The organism is Pontiella sp. (genome assembly GCF_041622395.1).
Lineage (GTDB): Bacteria > Verrucomicrobiota > Kiritimatiellia > Kiritimatiellales > Pontiellaceae > Pontiella.
Window position 1 is genome coordinate 1 of record NZ_JBFJYW010000056.1, and the last position, 14,810, is coordinate 14,810.

The window sequence follows — 14,810 nt, forward strand, 5'->3', positions numbered from 1 at the left end:
AACTGCAACACCCTGCTGGTCGAAAACGCCGAGCGGTTCGGGCTCTCGGACCTCTATCAGTTGCGCGGGCGCGTCGGCCGCTCCAACCACAAGGCCTTCGCCTTCTTCATGCTCTCCCCCGGCGGCGACCTGATCGACGCCGCGCGCGACCGCATGAACGCAATCCAGCGCTACACCGGCCTTGGCTCCGGCTTTCGGTTGGCCCTGCGCGACCTCGAACTGCGCGGGGCCGGAAACATGCTCGGTGCCAAGCAGAGCGGCCATATCTCCGCCGTCGGCTTCGACCTCTACTGCCAGCTACTCAAACGCACCATCGCCATCATGCAGGGCAAACGTCCGCCGCCGCTGATGGATGTTGCCGTCAAGATCGACTTCCTCGACCTCTCGCCGAAATCGGCGAACCGCAAAGACGGCGCCTTCATCCCCTACGATTACATCGAGGACGAAACCCTGCGCCTACGCCTCTACCAGCGCATGTCGGCCCTCGCCACCAAACAGGAGATCGCCTTGATGAAGCGCGAGATCAAGGACCGCTTCGGCAAACTGCCCGCCGAGGTGCAGCGCCTCATGCTGATCGCCGAACTGCGCATCGCCGCGGCCGTCCGCGGCCTCGATTCCGTCATCGTCCGCGACCGCCAGGTGATGCTCGCCAAAGAGAAGGACTATCTCACCTTTGCCGGCCGCCACCCGCGCCTGTTCGAAGAAACGGCGACCGCGATGCTCAAGGAGCTGATCAACCTCGTTCAAACCGACCCGCGGTAGCCGCTTTTGTTTTGGCCCGGTTTGCGGGCGGGCTAGAGCTTGTAATACTGCTCCCAGCCTTTGCGGACGTCGTCTTTCAGCAGGTTGTTGGCGAGTTGGTTGTTGGTGAAGATTTTCTTGGAGCGGTCGAACTTCAGTTCCCCGCCGAGATGCTGGGCGATGCAGCCGAGATTGAGTACCTGCGAAAGCGGCCCCGCCACCGAGAACGGCGAATTGGTTTTTTCCTCGCCCAGGCAGGCTTTCATGAAATTCATGTAGTGGTCGGAGTTCTTGCCGAAATCGCGCGGCACCCGGCCGGCCGCGAGAAGTTCGCGCATCTTTTCGTAGGGAATGATCTGCAGGGTGGAACCGTGGCTGTCGCCCTGGAAGAGGTATTCCTTGCTGTAGATGAACTTGCCCGGCCCCGAGATTTCCCGCCCGGCAAACTCCGCCGGCACGGGCGCCGTGTTGTTCCGCCCGTCGTACCAGTCGATATCCATGGCGGGCATTCCGTTCCGTGCCGGGAAGGCAAAGTTGATGGTCGATGCCATCGGGAAGATAAAGTCGCTCCGCCCTTCCATCTTCTTTGCCGAAACGGTTTCGGGCAACCCGAGTTCCAGGAACTGGTGGATGGTATCGAGAATGTGCGCGCCCCAGTCGCCGAAACAGCCGGTGCCGAACTGATGCCAGCCGCGCCAGTTGCCCGGATGCAGCTTGTTGCTGTAGTCGACCGCGTGCGGGGTGGTGCCAAGCCAGAGATCCCAATCCAGGTTTTCCGGCACCGGCGCGCCGGAGTCGAATCCCTTCACTTCGCCCCACTTGTGCCAGCGGCGGGCGTTATTCATGTAGGCATCGACGTGCGTGACGTCCTTGATGATGCCCGCCTCTTTCCATGCCTTGAACTGGTAGTAATTGTTTTCGGAATGCCCCTGGTTGCCCATTTGGGTGACCACGCCGTATTTCTTTTCCGCGCGCATCATCAGCTCCACCTCCTGGAAGGTGCGCGCCATCGGCTTCTCCACATAGACATGCTTGCCCAACGACATCGCCATCATGCTGGCCGGAAAATGCGAGAAGTCGGGCGTGCAGACCAGCACGGCATCGATTTCATTCGCCATCCGGTCAAACAGAACGCGGAAATCCCGGAACCTCTTTGCCGTCGGAAACAGCTCTTCCGACTGCGCGGTGTGTTGGGTTCCCAACGCAACATCGCAAAGCGCGACGATATTCGCGAGCCCGGTTTGGTCGATCGATTTAAGAACGCCGGCGCCGCGGGCCCCGATGCCGATGGCCGCCACATTCACCCGTTTGTTCGCGCCAAGCACCCGACCGGGAATCAGCGAAAAGCCCGTCGCGGCCGCGGCGGTCATCAGTGTACTTCTTCTGGAAACCTTCATTGCTCTATCCCTTTCTCGTGGGACCACGCCTTTTCCGACGGTAGACTGCATCGTTAAACAATTGGACTTGCCAAGGCAACCGCTATTTGTAACTTTCCGTTACAAATGCAGTTTGCATCCATAAAACAAGGTGGTCCGATGAAAACAACAATCAATAAACGAACGCTGGCCTGCCTAATTGGACTCGCGGGCCTCACTCAATTCGCGGTTGGCAACACGATCTCGGAGAGCCAGCAGCGGTATATCAAGCAATATGAGAAGCAACCCAATGTTCCGAAGCCCGAGGAGATGCTGCTCAATACCGACCCGGAACCGGATTTGGCGTCCGGCTTCACGTCGCTCTACAACGGCAAGAACCTCGATGGCTGGAAGCCCAAGGGCGGTACATGTAGGTTTGAGGCGCAAGGCGACGCCATCGTCGGCACCTGCGTCCCGGGCTCGCCGAGCACCTATCTTTCCACCGACCAGACCAACTATGCCGACTTCGTATTCACCGCCGAAGTAAAATGGGAAGTCGACGGCAACAGCGGCATCATGCTGCGCGCACAAAGCAAGCCCGGCAAAACGCAAGAAACGGTTTACGGCCTGCAAGCCGAAATGGAAGGCATTGGCAAGGACCGCTGCTGGTCGGGCGGTCTCTACGGCCAAAGCGCGGGCGGGTGGTACTACCCGCTTTGGCTGGAAGCCCACCGGGAAGCGCGCGCGGCAATCGATAAAGACGGATGGAACCGCATCACCATCCAGGCGCAGGGCCATACCTACAAAACCTGGATCAACGGCATTCCCGCGGCCCATCTGGTGAACGACGAATACAAGCAGGGCTTCTTCGGCCTGCAGATCCATGCCGGGAAACAAGGCACCGTCCACTTCCGCAACCTCAAGGTGAAGGAACTATAATGAAGCTTTTCTCCATCGGGTCCGCTCTCCTGTTCGCCCTCCCCGCCCTGGCCGCCCCGACCCCGGCCCCGCCGACATGGACGGATGCCGCAACCGCCGAAAAGGAAGTCGAACACTTTTCGATGATCGGGGAATATGTTGCCAAGGCGGGCAAGACCGCCCTTCAGGCCAACCTGCTGGCCAACGGCGAGTTCCTCGTCGCCATCTACCAAGGCGGCCTGCCCGGCGACGGCTGGAACCAATCCAACATCGATTCGCGAAAAATGCCGGCCGCGCACCTGAAGCCGTTGCTGGCAGGCTACGCCAAGGTCGAACGCAAAAGCCCCACGCTGGGCATACCCGCCCCGCAGAATGCGGTCCTTAAATTCCCGGACGGCTTCACCCATGTGAAAGACGGCATCATGAGCGCCGGCGGGCAGACGACGAAGGATTTGGGGGCCTTCCATATGCACCTGGAATTCATGCTGCCGCTCAAACCGGGCGACAACCCCACCAGCCAAAAGCGGGGAAACAGCGGAATCTACATCTTCAACAACTATGAAATCCAGATCCTCGACTCCTTCGCCGTCGATTACCGCAACCCCGCAAACAATGCCCTTAAACCGGAATCCTCCAACCTGCAGTGGTGCGGCGCGATCTATAAAACCAGGCTCCCCGACGTCAACATGTCCTATCCCCCGCTGCGGTGGCAAACCTACGACATCGACTTCAAGCCGCCGGAATTCGACGGCGAAACCAAAACGAAAAACGCCCGCGTCACGGTCCGTCTCAACGGCGTATTGATCCACGACGACTTCGAACTCGAAACCGGCACCGGAAACGGCGCGAAAAAGCCGCAACTGGCCAAAGGCCCGGTTTTCTTCCAGAACCACGCCAACCCGGTCGTCTTCCGCAACGTCTGGGTCACGGAATAACCGCGCTACGCAGCGGGAAGACTACGACGGGGTATTGATCCAGCGGGCCCAGTTGCCGTTGGGGAGGTCGTTGACGCCGGGCTTTCCGGTGAGGAGCATTTCGCCGCACTCGTAGGTTCCGGCGTCGTGATATTGCCGCAGCAGGTTGCCGAGCACGATGGGCGAGAAGCCCGGGGTGTGGGAGGTCAGCAACACAAAGGCGGGATCTTCGCCCAGCACCTCGTGCACGAGATCGAGCGTGGTCATCAGTTGGTCTTCGATCTTATAGAGCTCGCCCTTCTTGCCGCGGCCGAACGACGGCGGATCGAGCAGGATGCCGTCGTATTGGTTGCCGCGCTTCACCTCGCGCCGCAGGAACTTGATGACGTCGTCGACGATCCAACGGATCGGCGCCTCCTCCAGCTGGTTCAGCTTGGCGTTTTCGCGCGCCCATTCGACCATTCCCTTGGAGGCATCGAGGTGGCAGCACTGCGCGCCGGCCTGGGCGGCGGCGAGCGTGGCGCCGCCGGAATAGGCGAACAGATTGAGGAACTTGAGCTGCCGCCCCTTACGATCCGCCTGCTCCCGGAGCGTCGAGCGGATCCACCGCCAGAGCTCGCGCGTTTCCGGAAATACGCCGATGTGCCCGAAGTCGGTGGCCGACAATTTCATCACCACCCCGGCAATCTCGACATTCCAGGCTTTCGAAACCTTGTCGCGCCCTTCCCAGTTCAGCCCATCGATGCGATCGAACCGGGCCGTCGCTGTTTCCCAAAGGCGCGGATTCTGCGGCACCCAGACGGCCTGGGCACAGGGACGCTCCAAAACAATGTCGCCGTAGCGCTCGAGCTTTTTCCCATTGCCGCTGTCGAGTAGTTCGTATTGATCGTTCATGATAAAATCTCCGTTATTGTGGCGATTGAGTCGCGACGCGTGCTCCCCATTTCGACTCCGCTTGCCCGCGTGAGGTCACACCGTTCTCGCCCGGTCCTTGAATGGGTTGCGCGCAGCTTTCGGGGGGGACTTCATGCTGGTGTGGGCGACGTTGACCAAGATGCCGATCATGCCGCCGGAAATGACCAGGCTGGAACCGCCGTAGCTGATGAACGGCAGCGCCAGCCCCTTGGTCGGCACGCACCCGGTGACCACCGCGAAATTGATCAGCGCCTGCACGGTGATCATCAGCGTGATGCCGAACGCCAACAACCGGCCAAAGTCGTCGCGGGCATTAAGGGCAATGCGCAACCCCAGAATAAACAGCGACAAATAGAGGACGACCACGATGAGCGATGCGATCAGCCCGAGCTCCTCGCCGATGATCGGGAAGATGAAGTCGGTGTGCGCCTCGGGCAGATAGCTGTATTTCTGCATGCTGTTGCCGAACCCCACCCCGGAAACCTCGCCGCCGGCAAATGCGCGCAGCGAGTTGACGAGCTGCCACGCCTTGTCCTGCTCGTATTTCTGCGGATCGAGGAAGGCCAGGATGCGGCTCATGCGCTCCTTGTTCTGCAAGATCATCACCACGACGCCCAGCAGGCCCGTCAGGCCGAGGATCAGCATCGGCGCGAGGCTGACGCCACCGAGGAACATCATGGAAACCGCAACGGTGGAAACCAGCATGGTGGTGCCGAAGTCGGGCTCGATCACCAGCAGGCACGCAAAGCAACCCAAGATCGCAAAAGGAATGAGGATGCCGCGCTTGAACTCGTCGATCCGCCGCTGGTTGCGCGCCAGCCACCAGGCAAACAGGATGATGACCGCCACCTTGGCGATCTCCGAGGGCTGGAAGGTGAAGCCGCCGAAGCCAAGCCAGCGGTAGCTCCCGTTCCGCAACAGCCCGATCCCGGGAATGCGGACGATCACCAACAGAAACAGCGAAACCGCCGAGATCGGTATGGCGAGCCGCTTATAGAAGCGGTAATCGAGGCGCGCGGCAATCACCGCCGCCGCGATCGCAACGATCAACCACATGATCTGGCGCTTCACGAAATAGGTGGCGTCGTCGCGCTCCGGCGAGCTGGCGCTGGCCAGAATCAAAACCCCCAGCGTCACGAGGATCAATACAATTGCAATAAACAAGGATATCGTTCTACGCATCGAGCTTCACCGCGAAAAAAAGAAGCACGGAGCGTACAGGCATGCTGCGTCTCCGTGCCTCGGCAAGGGTTTTGAATATCGCTATTCCGCAATCGGAATGCGCAGGCGCATGCCTTCGCGGACCTGGGATTCGTTCGAAATATTGTTCTGGCGCATGATTTCGGCCTTGCTCACGCCGTACTGGCGGGCCACGTCGTCGAGGGTTTCGCCGGGATAAAGCACCTTGTCTTCAATCACGTCGAGCGACATCGGCGAATCGGGCGTGGCCACGGTCGGCCCGGCAATGTCCAGAACCGGTCCCACTTCTTGAACCGCAGGCTCGACCTTGGTCGGGGTGGTGGTCACCGGCTTCTTAGTCGTGGTCGACGACGCAGAAGACGTGGAAGTCTTGCGGGCGGAGGAAGGCACCTTGCCATAGCTCGGGATCGCGAGGGTTTCGCCGGCCATGATCTTGTCGCCCTTGATGTTGTTGAGCGAACGCAGGTCGTTGATGCTTACGCCGGCCGCAATGGCGATTCCGGAAAGGGTGTCGCCTTTCTGGATAGTGTAGTTTCCGCCCTTCTGAACGGAACCGGTGGATTTGGTGGTCGTCTTGGAAGCGCCGCGGCCCGCGGGAACGCGCAGTTCCTGGCCGACATAGAGCACGTCCGGGTTGGAGAGTCGGTTCAGTTCAACCAGCGTGGCCGTCGTGGTGTCGAAATCGACCGCCAACTGCGAGAGCATATCGCCCTTTTTCACAATGTAGACTTCCGTGGTCGCGGTCGTGGTGGTCGGCTGGGGCTCCACGTCATAACCGGAAACCTTGAAGGGTTCCCCCCCGGTGAACAGGTCGTCGCCCGGCAACATATCGTCGATGGGGTAGTCGCCCGCCAGAAAACCGGCGGAGGCGGTTTCGGCCTTATCCTTGTGCTCGTGCCGGAAAGGCGCCTTATGCTTGGCGCCTGCCCCACGGCCACTTCCTTGCGACTTGGTGGTTTCACAACCCGTAAGGGTAAATGCGCCCAAAACGGCGACGTGCAAAACAATTGCTGATCCGATTTTCATTCTTCCAAACTCCTATATCCAAACACGCCTTATGGCCTGCTGTTCATTTCCTCGACGAAGCCCCGTTTGTAGCATGTTCCTGACCGATAAACAGCTTTTTGAAACAATCACCGCGTTCCTCGAAACTGCCGAACTGGTCAAAGCTCGCACAACCTGGCGAAAGCAACACTGTTTCCCCGGCCCGCGCTGCGCGTGTGGCGGCGCCGAAAGCCTCTTCCAGCGTACCGCATTCGACGCATGGACAAACCCCGCTCCACGCTTGGAACATTGCTCCCGATGCTTGCCCGATAACGTATATGCTCCTTACCCGTTGCGCCAGTATTTCTTTAACAAAAGTATAATCCGATTCCTTGGGAAGCCCGCCTGCGATCAAATGGATGTTTTCGCCGCAAGCGGCAAGCGCCGCCGCCATCGCCGCGAGGTTGGTGGCCTTGGAATCGTCCACATAAACCACCCCATCGATCTCCCCCAACCGCTCCAGCCGATGCGGTAGCGGCCGGAAGCTTCTGGCCGCCGATTCGGCGAACGCGAGATCGATGCCGCAGGCCACGGCCACCGCCGCCACCGCCGCGCCGGTACAGGCCCCGAGGATCGGCGATTCGAACAGGGTTGCAGAAAGATCAAGCGTCGCCCCGCCGATGCCCGAAACGTGCCCGTTGCTGAAGCAATAGTCGGCGGACGGCGAATCGCCAAAGGTGATCCAGTCGCGCGTGCCCGGCACAAGGTCCCGGATGCTATCGAGCAAATCGACGGGCACCACGCAGGCCCCGGAAGCAACGGCCCCGAAAATGCGGGCCTTGGCGCCCCGATAGCAGGCCATGGTTCCATGGCGGTCCAGATGGTTCGGCAGCAGGTTCAGCAACACCGCGACGTCGGCGGAAAAATCCCGGACCGTTTCGAGCTGGAACGAACTGACCTCCAGCACCAACCACTCCAGATCGGGTTGGTCCAAGACCGTTTCGCAAGCGGGAATGCCGTAGTTGCCGCCGATCGCGGCCTTTTTTCCGGCGGCCTGCAGCAACTCGCAGATCCACTTGACGGCCGTGCTCTTCCCATTCGATCCGGTCACGGCGACGGTTTTGCCCCGGTGGCGCGACCACCCCAGCTCCAACTCGGAGATGAGCGGCACACCGGAATCGCGCACCGCACAGACCCAAGGACTCGACACCGAAAAACCGGGGCTGACAACACAGACATCGAACGTGTTTTCCGCAAGAAGCTGCGCGACCTCCGGGGCGCCCGCCAACTCGCGCGCCAGCACCCGCGTCTGGCATCCCTCCGCCTGCAGCAACCGCTCCGCCGCACGCCCCGAACGACCATATCCCAAAATCAACGCCGACCCGTATTCTTCCATACCCACCCTTCCGTTTTCTCTCCTCGGCGGCAAAGATAGGCAAGCCCGAAACCCGAACACAATAACAAAGGGGGACGATCCGTTGAATGCCCTCGACTCCAACCAATAATCTATTGCTTTTCCCAAAGATGGAATGGCAGGATGTCTTCAAATGCTGACAACCAACACCAAAATCAACGACCTTCTCGAAGCAACCGGCCTTTTCAACGCGCAGCAGCTGGAAATCCTCCTGCGGGAAGCGCGCGAAAACAGCACCCCGGTCTGCGCCGCCCTGCTGGCAAAAAGCGACGTCAAAGAGGAGCCTTTCCTGGAAAAACTCGCGAAAACCATGGGGCTTGCTTTCCTGCGGCTCAAAGAGTTCGAGATTCCCGGGAACGTCCTCGGCAAACTGCCCACCAAGGCGATTTTCCAATACAACGTGATTCCGCTCACCCTCGAGGGCAACGTGCTGCAGGTGGCCACGAGCAACCCCTTCATCCCCGGACTGGTGGATGCGTTGCGGCTGGCGTCCGAATGCCGTATCCGCCTCGTACTCAGCCCAACCGAGGATATTTCGACGGCGGCGAAAAAATTCTACGGCGTCGGCGCCGAAACCCTCGACCGCATGATGCAGGACGGCGCGATCGACCTCGAAGACGACGACGCCCTGATGAAGCAGGACCTGAGCAACCTCGACCAGGAAGCCTCGGTCGTGAAGTTCGTGAACCAGATCATCTGGGAGGCCTACAACGACCGCGCGACCGACATCCACATCGAGCCGATGGAGCTGGATCTGCGCATCCGCTATCGCGTCGACGGCGTTTTGCACGAAACCCCGATGCCGCCCCAGCTCAAACGCTTCCAGTCCTCCGTGATTTCGCGCATCAAGGTGATGGCCAACATGGACATTGCCGAAAAACGGTTGCCGCAGGATGGCCGCATCAGCGTCCGCATCCGCGGCGCCGAGATCGATGTCCGCGTCTCGACCATGCCGACGGTCTACGGCGAATCCGTCAGCCTTCGCCTGCTAATGCGCGGCGGCGGCCTGATTACGATGCAAGACCTTGGCCTGAACGACCACGATGCCTCGATCCTCAAAAAGATGATCACCCGCCCGCACGGCATCCTGCTGGTGACGGGACCGACGGGTTCGGGCAAATCGACTTCGCTCTATGCCTGGTTGCACACGATCAACTCGGTGGACAAGCGAATCATGTCCGCCGAAGACCCCATCGAATACGAAATGGCCGGAGTCAACCAGGTGCAAATGCGCCCGGAAATCGGACTCACCTTCGCCAACACGCTGCGCACCTTCCTCCGCCAGGACCCCGACGTGATCATGGTCGGGGAAATCCGCGACAAGGAGACGGCCGAAATCTCCATCCGCGCCGCACTGACGGGCCACTTGGTTTTCAGCACCATTCACACGAACGACTCCGCCAGTACCATCACCCGTCTGCTGGACATGGGCATCGAGCCCTTCCTGGTGGCGTCGTCGGTCGAAGGCATCGTGGCCCAGCGCTTAGTACGCGGTCTATGCAAGGCCTGCCGCCAACCCGTGAAGCTCGACCTGGACTTCCTCCGCGAGCATAGCTTCCCGATCGATCGACTGGAAACGGAAGGACCGATCTACGAAGCGGTCGGGTGCGACGAATGCCGCGGCAACGGATACCGCGGCCGAACGGGGATCTTTGAAATTCTCCCCGTCACCGACGAGGTTCGTCCGCTCGTCATTGCCCATGCCTCGGCCAACGAGATCAAACAAGCCGCGCTGGGTCAGGGCATGAAAACCCTGCGCGAAGATGGCTGGGACAAGGTGCTGGCCGGCGTAACCACCATCGACGAAATCCTGCGCGTCACCGAAGACGACGAACTCGAAGAGTGAGGCGGGCGGCCCATCTCGCCAGCCCTAGCCTTGCGCGGATTGATGGCTAATCGGCGCCGGGGGGCAGAACCCCTTCCGCCACGAGCTGATCGTCCATATCCTTCGTCAACGGAATCGGCAGCGGCGGCATTCCGGCGCGAATGACTTCCATCTGGTATTGGCGCAGGTTTTCCTGGACTTCCGCCCGTTTTGCCAGCTCCTCCTCCGTCAACTCGGGTTGCGCCGGCTTGGTCGGTTGCTCGGGACGCTGGAACCCTTGGTTGAAGCGGCGGGTCGTCGAAGACGGGGCCGGGCGCGCGGGTTTGGCTGCGGCGGGCGCCTTGGCCAACTCAAACGTCACGGGTTTGCCATTATTGATGAGCGTTGCGCTATTGTTGGCAATATCGATTTTCGAGAGCTTCATGCCCTTGAAGCTTTCGCCCTCCATCAGCAACACGCTGGAGGGATCGCCCTTCTGGGGCTTGAGGTTCTGGAACCCGGCGCGGAACTCCCCGCCATCGGTTTCCATCAGGAAGCAAAGACGGATCTCTTTTTCGAGCGCCTTGGCGGCGGCGGCCGCGGCGGCATCTTCCTTGGCCTGGTTCACGTCCTCCTGCGCCAGCGTTGGATCTTCGCCGAACGGAGAACGCTCCAGAATAACCTGGTAGCGCTCGCGCTTGTATTCGACGGCCCCAGCCCCGGCCGCGCAAGCCATTGCCAAAATCAAATAAACACCGGTTCTTTTTCCACCCATCAGGAATTCCTTTAATTACTGGGGAAACAATGCGTTCTCGTCTCCACGACGTCAAGCGCAAGGCGGTCGCCAATCCGAGGAAAAGAACGATCCCGCCCCGGAGATATTGCTCCTCGCGAGGGATTCGGCATAGGATAGGCCGATGAAGAGCAAAACCGTGATCATCACCGGCGCAAACTCCGGCATCGGCAAAGCCGCCGCCCGGCGGATTGCCGCGCAGGGCCACCGCGTGGTGCTGGCCTGCCGCAATCCGGAACGGGCACTCGCCGCCGCGCACGAAATCGAGGGCGATTGCATCGTCGCCCGGATCGACCTCTCCAGCCGCCGCAGCATCCAAGACTTTACCGACTGGGCCCACCGCGAACTCGACGGCATCGACGTGCTCATCAACCACGCCGCCGACTTCGACCTCTACAGCGGACGGCGCGAAATGACGCCGGATGGCTTCGAGCGGATCTGGTTTACCAACCACCTCGGCCCCGTGCTGCTCACCGACCGCCTGCTGGACATGCTTGTTGCCGCACGGCAGGGGCGCGTGCTGAACGTTTCGTCGGCGGGACTTTTCATGCACCCGTTTTTGACGGTGAACTTGAAGGACCCCATGTTCAACCACCGCCCGTTCTCCGCAGCCAAGGCCTACTACCAATCGAAGCTCGCCCAGGCCATGCACGCGCAGTGGCTGGCGCAACAGCTGTCGGGAACCATGACGACCGCCAACTGCATCTGCGCCGGCAACGTCCGCATCGATCTCGACCGCTTCCCCGAGCTGCCGCAATGGAAGAAAAACCTCTACGCCATCAAGGCGCTCTTCGCCATCGCCCCGGAACAACTGGCCGAAACCTATGCCCGGGCGGCATTGGACCTGGAGGTGCGGAACCTGACCGGCAAACAGCTGGGATACCCCTTCAAAGAGAAGCCGTTTTCCGCCTATGAAAAAGATCCGCTCTGCATCGAGCAGGTGATGAACCTCACCTACCGGCAGCTCGGCATCCTGCCATCGATCTCCTTCGAACCCGCCGAAAGCCTACGCTAGCGCCGCCGGCGGCCGAGCGGAACGGAGAGCGTTCCGTTGAAAAATTCGATGATGTGCCCGCGTTCGATGAGCCAGCCCAACGGCTGCAACGCCGCCTTCGCCTCGTCCGACTGGGGATCGAGCGAAGGATGCAGGACTTCGAGCAGTTCCTGCCGGGTCGAGCCCGGATGCTCTTTAAGGAACATCAGCACCTCGGCAATGTTGGGAACGGTGTCCTCGGGCTTGACCGGATACGGCTTGATATGGGTCACGAAGTTGATTTTTCCCGCTTTGAACAGGTAGAGGTGCATGTGACGGAAGGCCGCACGCAACGCAAACGACATCGATAACGGGAAGCGGCTCTCCTTGCTCCAGATCGTGCGGATGGCCTGCGTCATGCTGCGGTCTTCGAGCCCCTGCGCCACCTTGGACGGGACAATGGCCCGGTGTACGGATTCGTAGAGCGACGGCACCTTCTTGGCAAATTCGATCTCCGCCTTGCGCAAGTCCACCGGCTCGGCTTCGGGTTCGGATTTGAGCCTGTAGACCGTTTTTTTCCGGCTCTCCTCCTTCCACTGCTCGACCAACTCGTCATCCTTCACGATTTCGATGCTGCGCTTGTATTCTTCGAGCGGCAGATGGGCGAAGCGCGACTGGTGGAGTTCCGTGAGCTTTTCGGTATAGCTATGGTGGTTGGGCGGCCCGAGCAGGATGCCCGTCTTGCGGCAGCGCGCCACGCCGGGAAAACTTCCTGCGGGCGCATCGGTCTCGACCTCTTCTTTGTCGTAGAAATCGCCCAGATGCTTCGTCGTGATATGCTGGATGATCAGCTCCTCGGTGGAGGCCACCGCCTTGCAGCGCTTGCACTGGAACATCACAAAATCGGGCGTCTCCTTGTTGCCCTCGATCTTGACCAAGTAGCCTTCGGGATCGTGGATCAGGATATTGGCCAGGTCCATCAACGGGTAGGCGCGGCGCGAATGGTGGATCTGCCGCACCAGCGAGGCAAGGCGCTTCTGCTCCGGCAGGAAGGATACGGAAACGGGCAACTCCCTGATCGGCTCGGACGGCTCGCGGCGGCGCTCGGGGCGCTCATCGCGGTCGGTTCGGGGACGGCGCGGCCGATCGTCGCGACCGCCGGGGCGACGGTCGTCGCGGCGGCCCGGACGGCGGTCGTCGCGGGACGGTCGTTCGGTGTACTCCGTCTTCGAATAGTGGTTTTCGCCCGGGGGCTTGCGCGCCCACTGGGGCACGAAATTGAGATCGAGGATCACATCGCGCGGATCCTTGCGCTCGCCCTGTGCGTGTGTTTTATCTTCCATGGCACCAACCGTACGTTTAGTTTATTGGAAAAACAGTTTAGGGAAATCCGCCGCAATGGAAAGCACTAACTTGCACGGCGAGTCGTTCCCGGCGATCCGCTTCCGGAGGCCCCGCCCCGCCATGAAAACAACCGATCCGTTGAATCCCGCGCCAACCACCTTCCTGCATGTCGACATGGATGCCTTCTTCGCGTCGGTTGAACAGCGCGACCATCCGGAGTTGCGCGGCAAGCCCGTGGTGGTCGGCGCCCCGCCCGACCAGCGCGGCGTGGTGGCCGCCGCCTCCTACGAAGCCCGCAAGTACGGCATCCACTCGGCCATGCCCTCGCGCACCGCCCTGCAAAAGTGCCCGCAGGCCATCTTCGTTTCCCACAACATGGCCAATTACAAGGAAGTCTCCCGCCAAATCATGCGCATTTTCGAGTCCTACACCCCCCTCGTCCAGCCGCTCTCGATCGATGAAGCCTTCCTGGATGTCACCGGGGCGCGACGGCTGTTCGGCGACGGCCCGACCATCGCCGCAAAAATCCGGAGCGACATCCGGGAGCAAACGCAACTGACCGCCTCGGTGGGCGTGGCCCCCAACATGTTCCTGGCCAAGATCGCATCCGACATGGACAAGCCCGACGGCCTAACCGTCGTTCCCTTCGAACCGGCGGCCATCGAAGCCTTTCTCGCCCCCCTGCCCATCGGGCGCATGTGGGGCGTCGGGCAGGTTACGCAGAAAAAACTGCTGTCGCTCGGCCTCGACACCATCGGCAAGCTGCAGCAATGCGACTTCAACCGACTCAAAAGCGCCATCGGCGCCCGCGCGGCCACCGGATTCCTGCGCCTTGCCCACGGGATCGACGAACGTGGCATTGGCGCCGAGGTAGACGAGAAGAGCATTTCAAACGAGGTCACCTTCCCGGAGGATGTCGTCGACCGCGAAACGATCGAGGCCACCTACAAGCGTCTGGTCGACAAGGTCGGCGCCCGCCTGCGCAAGGCGGGGTTCTTCGCCCGCACCGCCCATCTGAAGATCCGCTGGAGCGACTTTTCCACCATCACGCGCCAAACCCGCTTCCCCATTCCGTGCGACGACGACATGACCCTGCGCGAAGCCGGAATGGACCTGCTCAACGAAAACCTGCGCCACCGCCCGGTCCGGCTCATCGGCTTCGGCGTCAGCGGCCTCGTCGAAACCGCCGAACCGCAAACGCTCCAGCTCAACCTGTTCGAAAATCTCGACCCCGGCCACCGCGAAAAACGCAACCGCCTCAGCAACACGGCCGATTCCGTCCGCGAAAAATATGGCGAAAACAGCCTGAAGCGCGCATCGGACCTATGACCGAAATAATTTATTTCGTTCCTTGTCCACAACCCGCCCCCCTCTTCGTTTGTTGCATGAGAGAATTTTACAGGTTTCTTCTTCCTAAAGCGGCGCAAGGTCAAACCCCTCGACCTTGCGCCGCTT

At 60.8% G+C, this 14,810-nt stretch carries 13 protein-coding genes; 6 read left to right on the forward strand and 7 right to left on the reverse strand.

Annotated elements, in window-relative coordinates; genetic code table 11:
* Window positions 1–762, forward strand: a 762-nt coding sequence (locus tag ABYO54_RS05040) for a TRCF domain-containing protein (protein WP_372807151.1), incomplete at its 5' end; no start/stop codon positions are given.
* Window positions 763–794: 32 nt separating this feature from the next.
* Here the strand turns inward: ABYO54_RS05040 and ABYO54_RS05045 are convergent.
* On the reverse strand, window positions 795–2,138 hold the full coding sequence (locus ABYO54_RS05045) for a Gfo/Idh/MocA family oxidoreductase (RefSeq protein WP_372807152.1): 1,344 nt from the start codon (window positions 2,136–2,138) through the stop codon (window positions 795–797).
* 138 nt (window positions 2,139–2,276) lie between these two features.
* Between ABYO54_RS05045 and ABYO54_RS05050 the strand changes: the two genes are divergently transcribed.
* Together ABYO54_RS05050 and ABYO54_RS05055 are read left to right on the forward strand one after the other, a co-directional pair.
* A complete protein-coding gene (locus tag ABYO54_RS05050; RefSeq protein WP_372807153.1) occupies window positions 2,277–3,035 on the forward strand; it encodes a DUF1080 domain-containing protein in 759 nt (252 codons plus the stop codon).
* Window positions 3,035–3,949, forward strand: coding sequence for a DUF1080 domain-containing protein (locus tag ABYO54_RS05055; RefSeq protein WP_372807154.1), 915 nt, complete (start codon window positions 3,035–3,037; stop codon window positions 3,947–3,949). Before ABYO54_RS05050 ends, ABYO54_RS05055 begins: the two co-directional genes overlap by 1 nt.
* 21 nt (window positions 3,950–3,970) lie before the next feature.
* Here the strand turns inward: ABYO54_RS05055 and ABYO54_RS05060 are convergent, their stop codons facing one another.
* From ABYO54_RS05060 to murD, 4 genes are all read right to left on the reverse strand, one after another.
* On the reverse strand, window positions 3,971–4,822 hold the full coding sequence (locus ABYO54_RS05060; RefSeq protein ID WP_372807155.1) for a class I SAM-dependent methyltransferase: 852 nt from the start codon (window positions 4,820–4,822) through the stop codon (window positions 3,971–3,973).
* Window positions 4,823–4,897: 75 nt separating this feature from the next.
* Window positions 4,898–6,007 (reverse strand): putative lipid II flippase FtsW, encoded by a 1,110-nt coding sequence (gene ftsW, locus ABYO54_RS05065; RefSeq protein ID WP_372807156.1) that lies wholly within the window; start codon window positions 6,005–6,007, stop codon window positions 4,898–4,900.
* A gap of 99 nt (window positions 6,008–6,106) precedes the next feature.
* Window positions 6,107–7,069, reverse strand: a complete 963-nt coding sequence (locus ABYO54_RS05070) for a LysM peptidoglycan-binding domain-containing protein (RefSeq protein WP_372807157.1) — start codon at window positions 7,067–7,069, stop codon at window positions 6,107–6,109.
* A 43-nt stretch (window positions 7,070–7,112) separates the two neighbouring features.
* Window positions 7,113–8,423, reverse strand: a complete 1,311-nt coding sequence (gene murD, locus ABYO54_RS05075; protein ID WP_372807158.1) for a UDP-N-acetylmuramoyl-L-alanine--D-glutamate ligase — start codon at window positions 8,421–8,423, stop codon at window positions 7,113–7,115.
* 151 nt (window positions 8,424–8,574) lie between these two features.
* On the opposite strand from murD, the gene ABYO54_RS05080 reads away from it, so the two are divergent.
* Window positions 8,575–10,287: a GspE/PulE family protein gene (locus ABYO54_RS05080; RefSeq protein ID WP_372807159.1), complete on the forward strand. Its 1,713-nt coding sequence runs from the start codon at window positions 8,575–8,577 to the stop codon at window positions 10,285–10,287.
* 46 nt (window positions 10,288–10,333) lie between these two features.
* Here ABYO54_RS05080 and ABYO54_RS05085 read toward each other — a convergent pair whose 3' ends face one another.
* A complete protein-coding gene (locus tag ABYO54_RS05085; RefSeq protein WP_372807160.1) occupies window positions 10,334–11,020 on the reverse strand; it encodes a hypothetical protein in 687 nt (228 codons plus the stop codon).
* 142 nt (window positions 11,021–11,162) lie between these two features.
* Between ABYO54_RS05085 and ABYO54_RS05090 the strand changes: the two genes are divergently transcribed.
* The gene (locus ABYO54_RS05090) at window positions 11,163–12,053 is read left to right on the forward strand and encodes an SDR family NAD(P)-dependent oxidoreductase (protein WP_372807161.1); all 891 of its coding nucleotides are present in this window, start codon (window positions 11,163–11,165) and stop codon (window positions 12,051–12,053) included.
* Here ABYO54_RS05090 and ABYO54_RS05095 read toward each other — a convergent pair.
* Window positions 12,050–13,354, reverse strand: coding sequence for a hypothetical protein (locus ABYO54_RS05095; RefSeq protein WP_372807162.1), 1,305 nt, complete (start codon window positions 13,352–13,354; stop codon window positions 12,050–12,052). The two genes, ABYO54_RS05090 and ABYO54_RS05095, sit on opposite strands and share 4 nt — an antisense overlap.
* A 121-nt stretch (window positions 13,355–13,475) precedes the next feature.
* On the opposite strand from ABYO54_RS05095, the gene dinB reads away from it, so the two are divergent.
* A complete protein-coding gene (gene dinB / locus ABYO54_RS05100) occupies window positions 13,476–14,684 on the forward strand; it encodes a DNA polymerase IV (protein WP_372807163.1) in 1,209 nt (402 codons plus the stop codon).
* Window positions 14,685–14,810: the final 126 nt, after the last annotated feature.

What these genes read in the sequence shown, in the direction of transcription:
- ABYO54_RS05095 (WP_372807162.1), bottom strand. Translation starts at nt 13,354, where the DNA reads ATGGAAGATAAAACACACGCACAGGGCGAGCGCAAGGATCCGCGCGAT.
- ABYO54_RS05090 (WP_372807161.1), top strand. Translation starts at nt 11,163, where the DNA reads ATGAAGAGCAAAACCGTGATCATCACCGGCGCAAACTCCGGCATCGGC.
- ABYO54_RS05055 (WP_372807154.1), top strand. Translation starts at nt 3,035, where the DNA reads ATGAAGCTTTTCTCCATCGGGTCCGCTCTCCTGTTCGCCCTCCCCGCC.
- ABYO54_RS05050 (WP_372807153.1), top strand. Translation starts at nt 2,277, where the DNA reads ATGAAAACAACAATCAATAAACGAACGCTGGCCTGCCTAATTGGACTC.
- ABYO54_RS05080 (WP_372807159.1), top strand. Translation starts at nt 8,575, where the DNA reads ATGCTGACAACCAACACCAAAATCAACGACCTTCTCGAAGCAACCGGC.
- ABYO54_RS05060 (WP_372807155.1), bottom strand. Translation starts at nt 4,822, where the DNA reads ATGAACGATCAATACGAACTACTCGACAGCGGCAATGGGAAAAAGCTC.
- ABYO54_RS05085 (WP_372807160.1), bottom strand. Translation starts at nt 11,020, where the DNA reads ATGGGTGGAAAAAGAACCGGTGTTTATTTGATTTTGGCAATGGCTTGC.
- murD (WP_372807158.1), bottom strand. Translation starts at nt 8,423, where the DNA reads ATGGAAGAATACGGGTCGGCGTTGATTTTGGGATATGGTCGTTCGGGG.
- ABYO54_RS05070 (WP_372807157.1), bottom strand. Translation starts at nt 7,069, where the DNA reads ATGAAAATCGGATCAGCAATTGTTTTGCACGTCGCCGTTTTGGGCGCA.
- dinB (WP_372807163.1), top strand. Translation starts at nt 13,476, where the DNA reads ATGAAAACAACCGATCCGTTGAATCCCGCGCCAACCACCTTCCTGCAT.
- ABYO54_RS05045 (WP_372807152.1), bottom strand. Translation starts at nt 2,138, where the DNA reads ATGAAGGTTTCCAGAAGAAGTACACTGATGACCGCCGCGGCCGCGACG.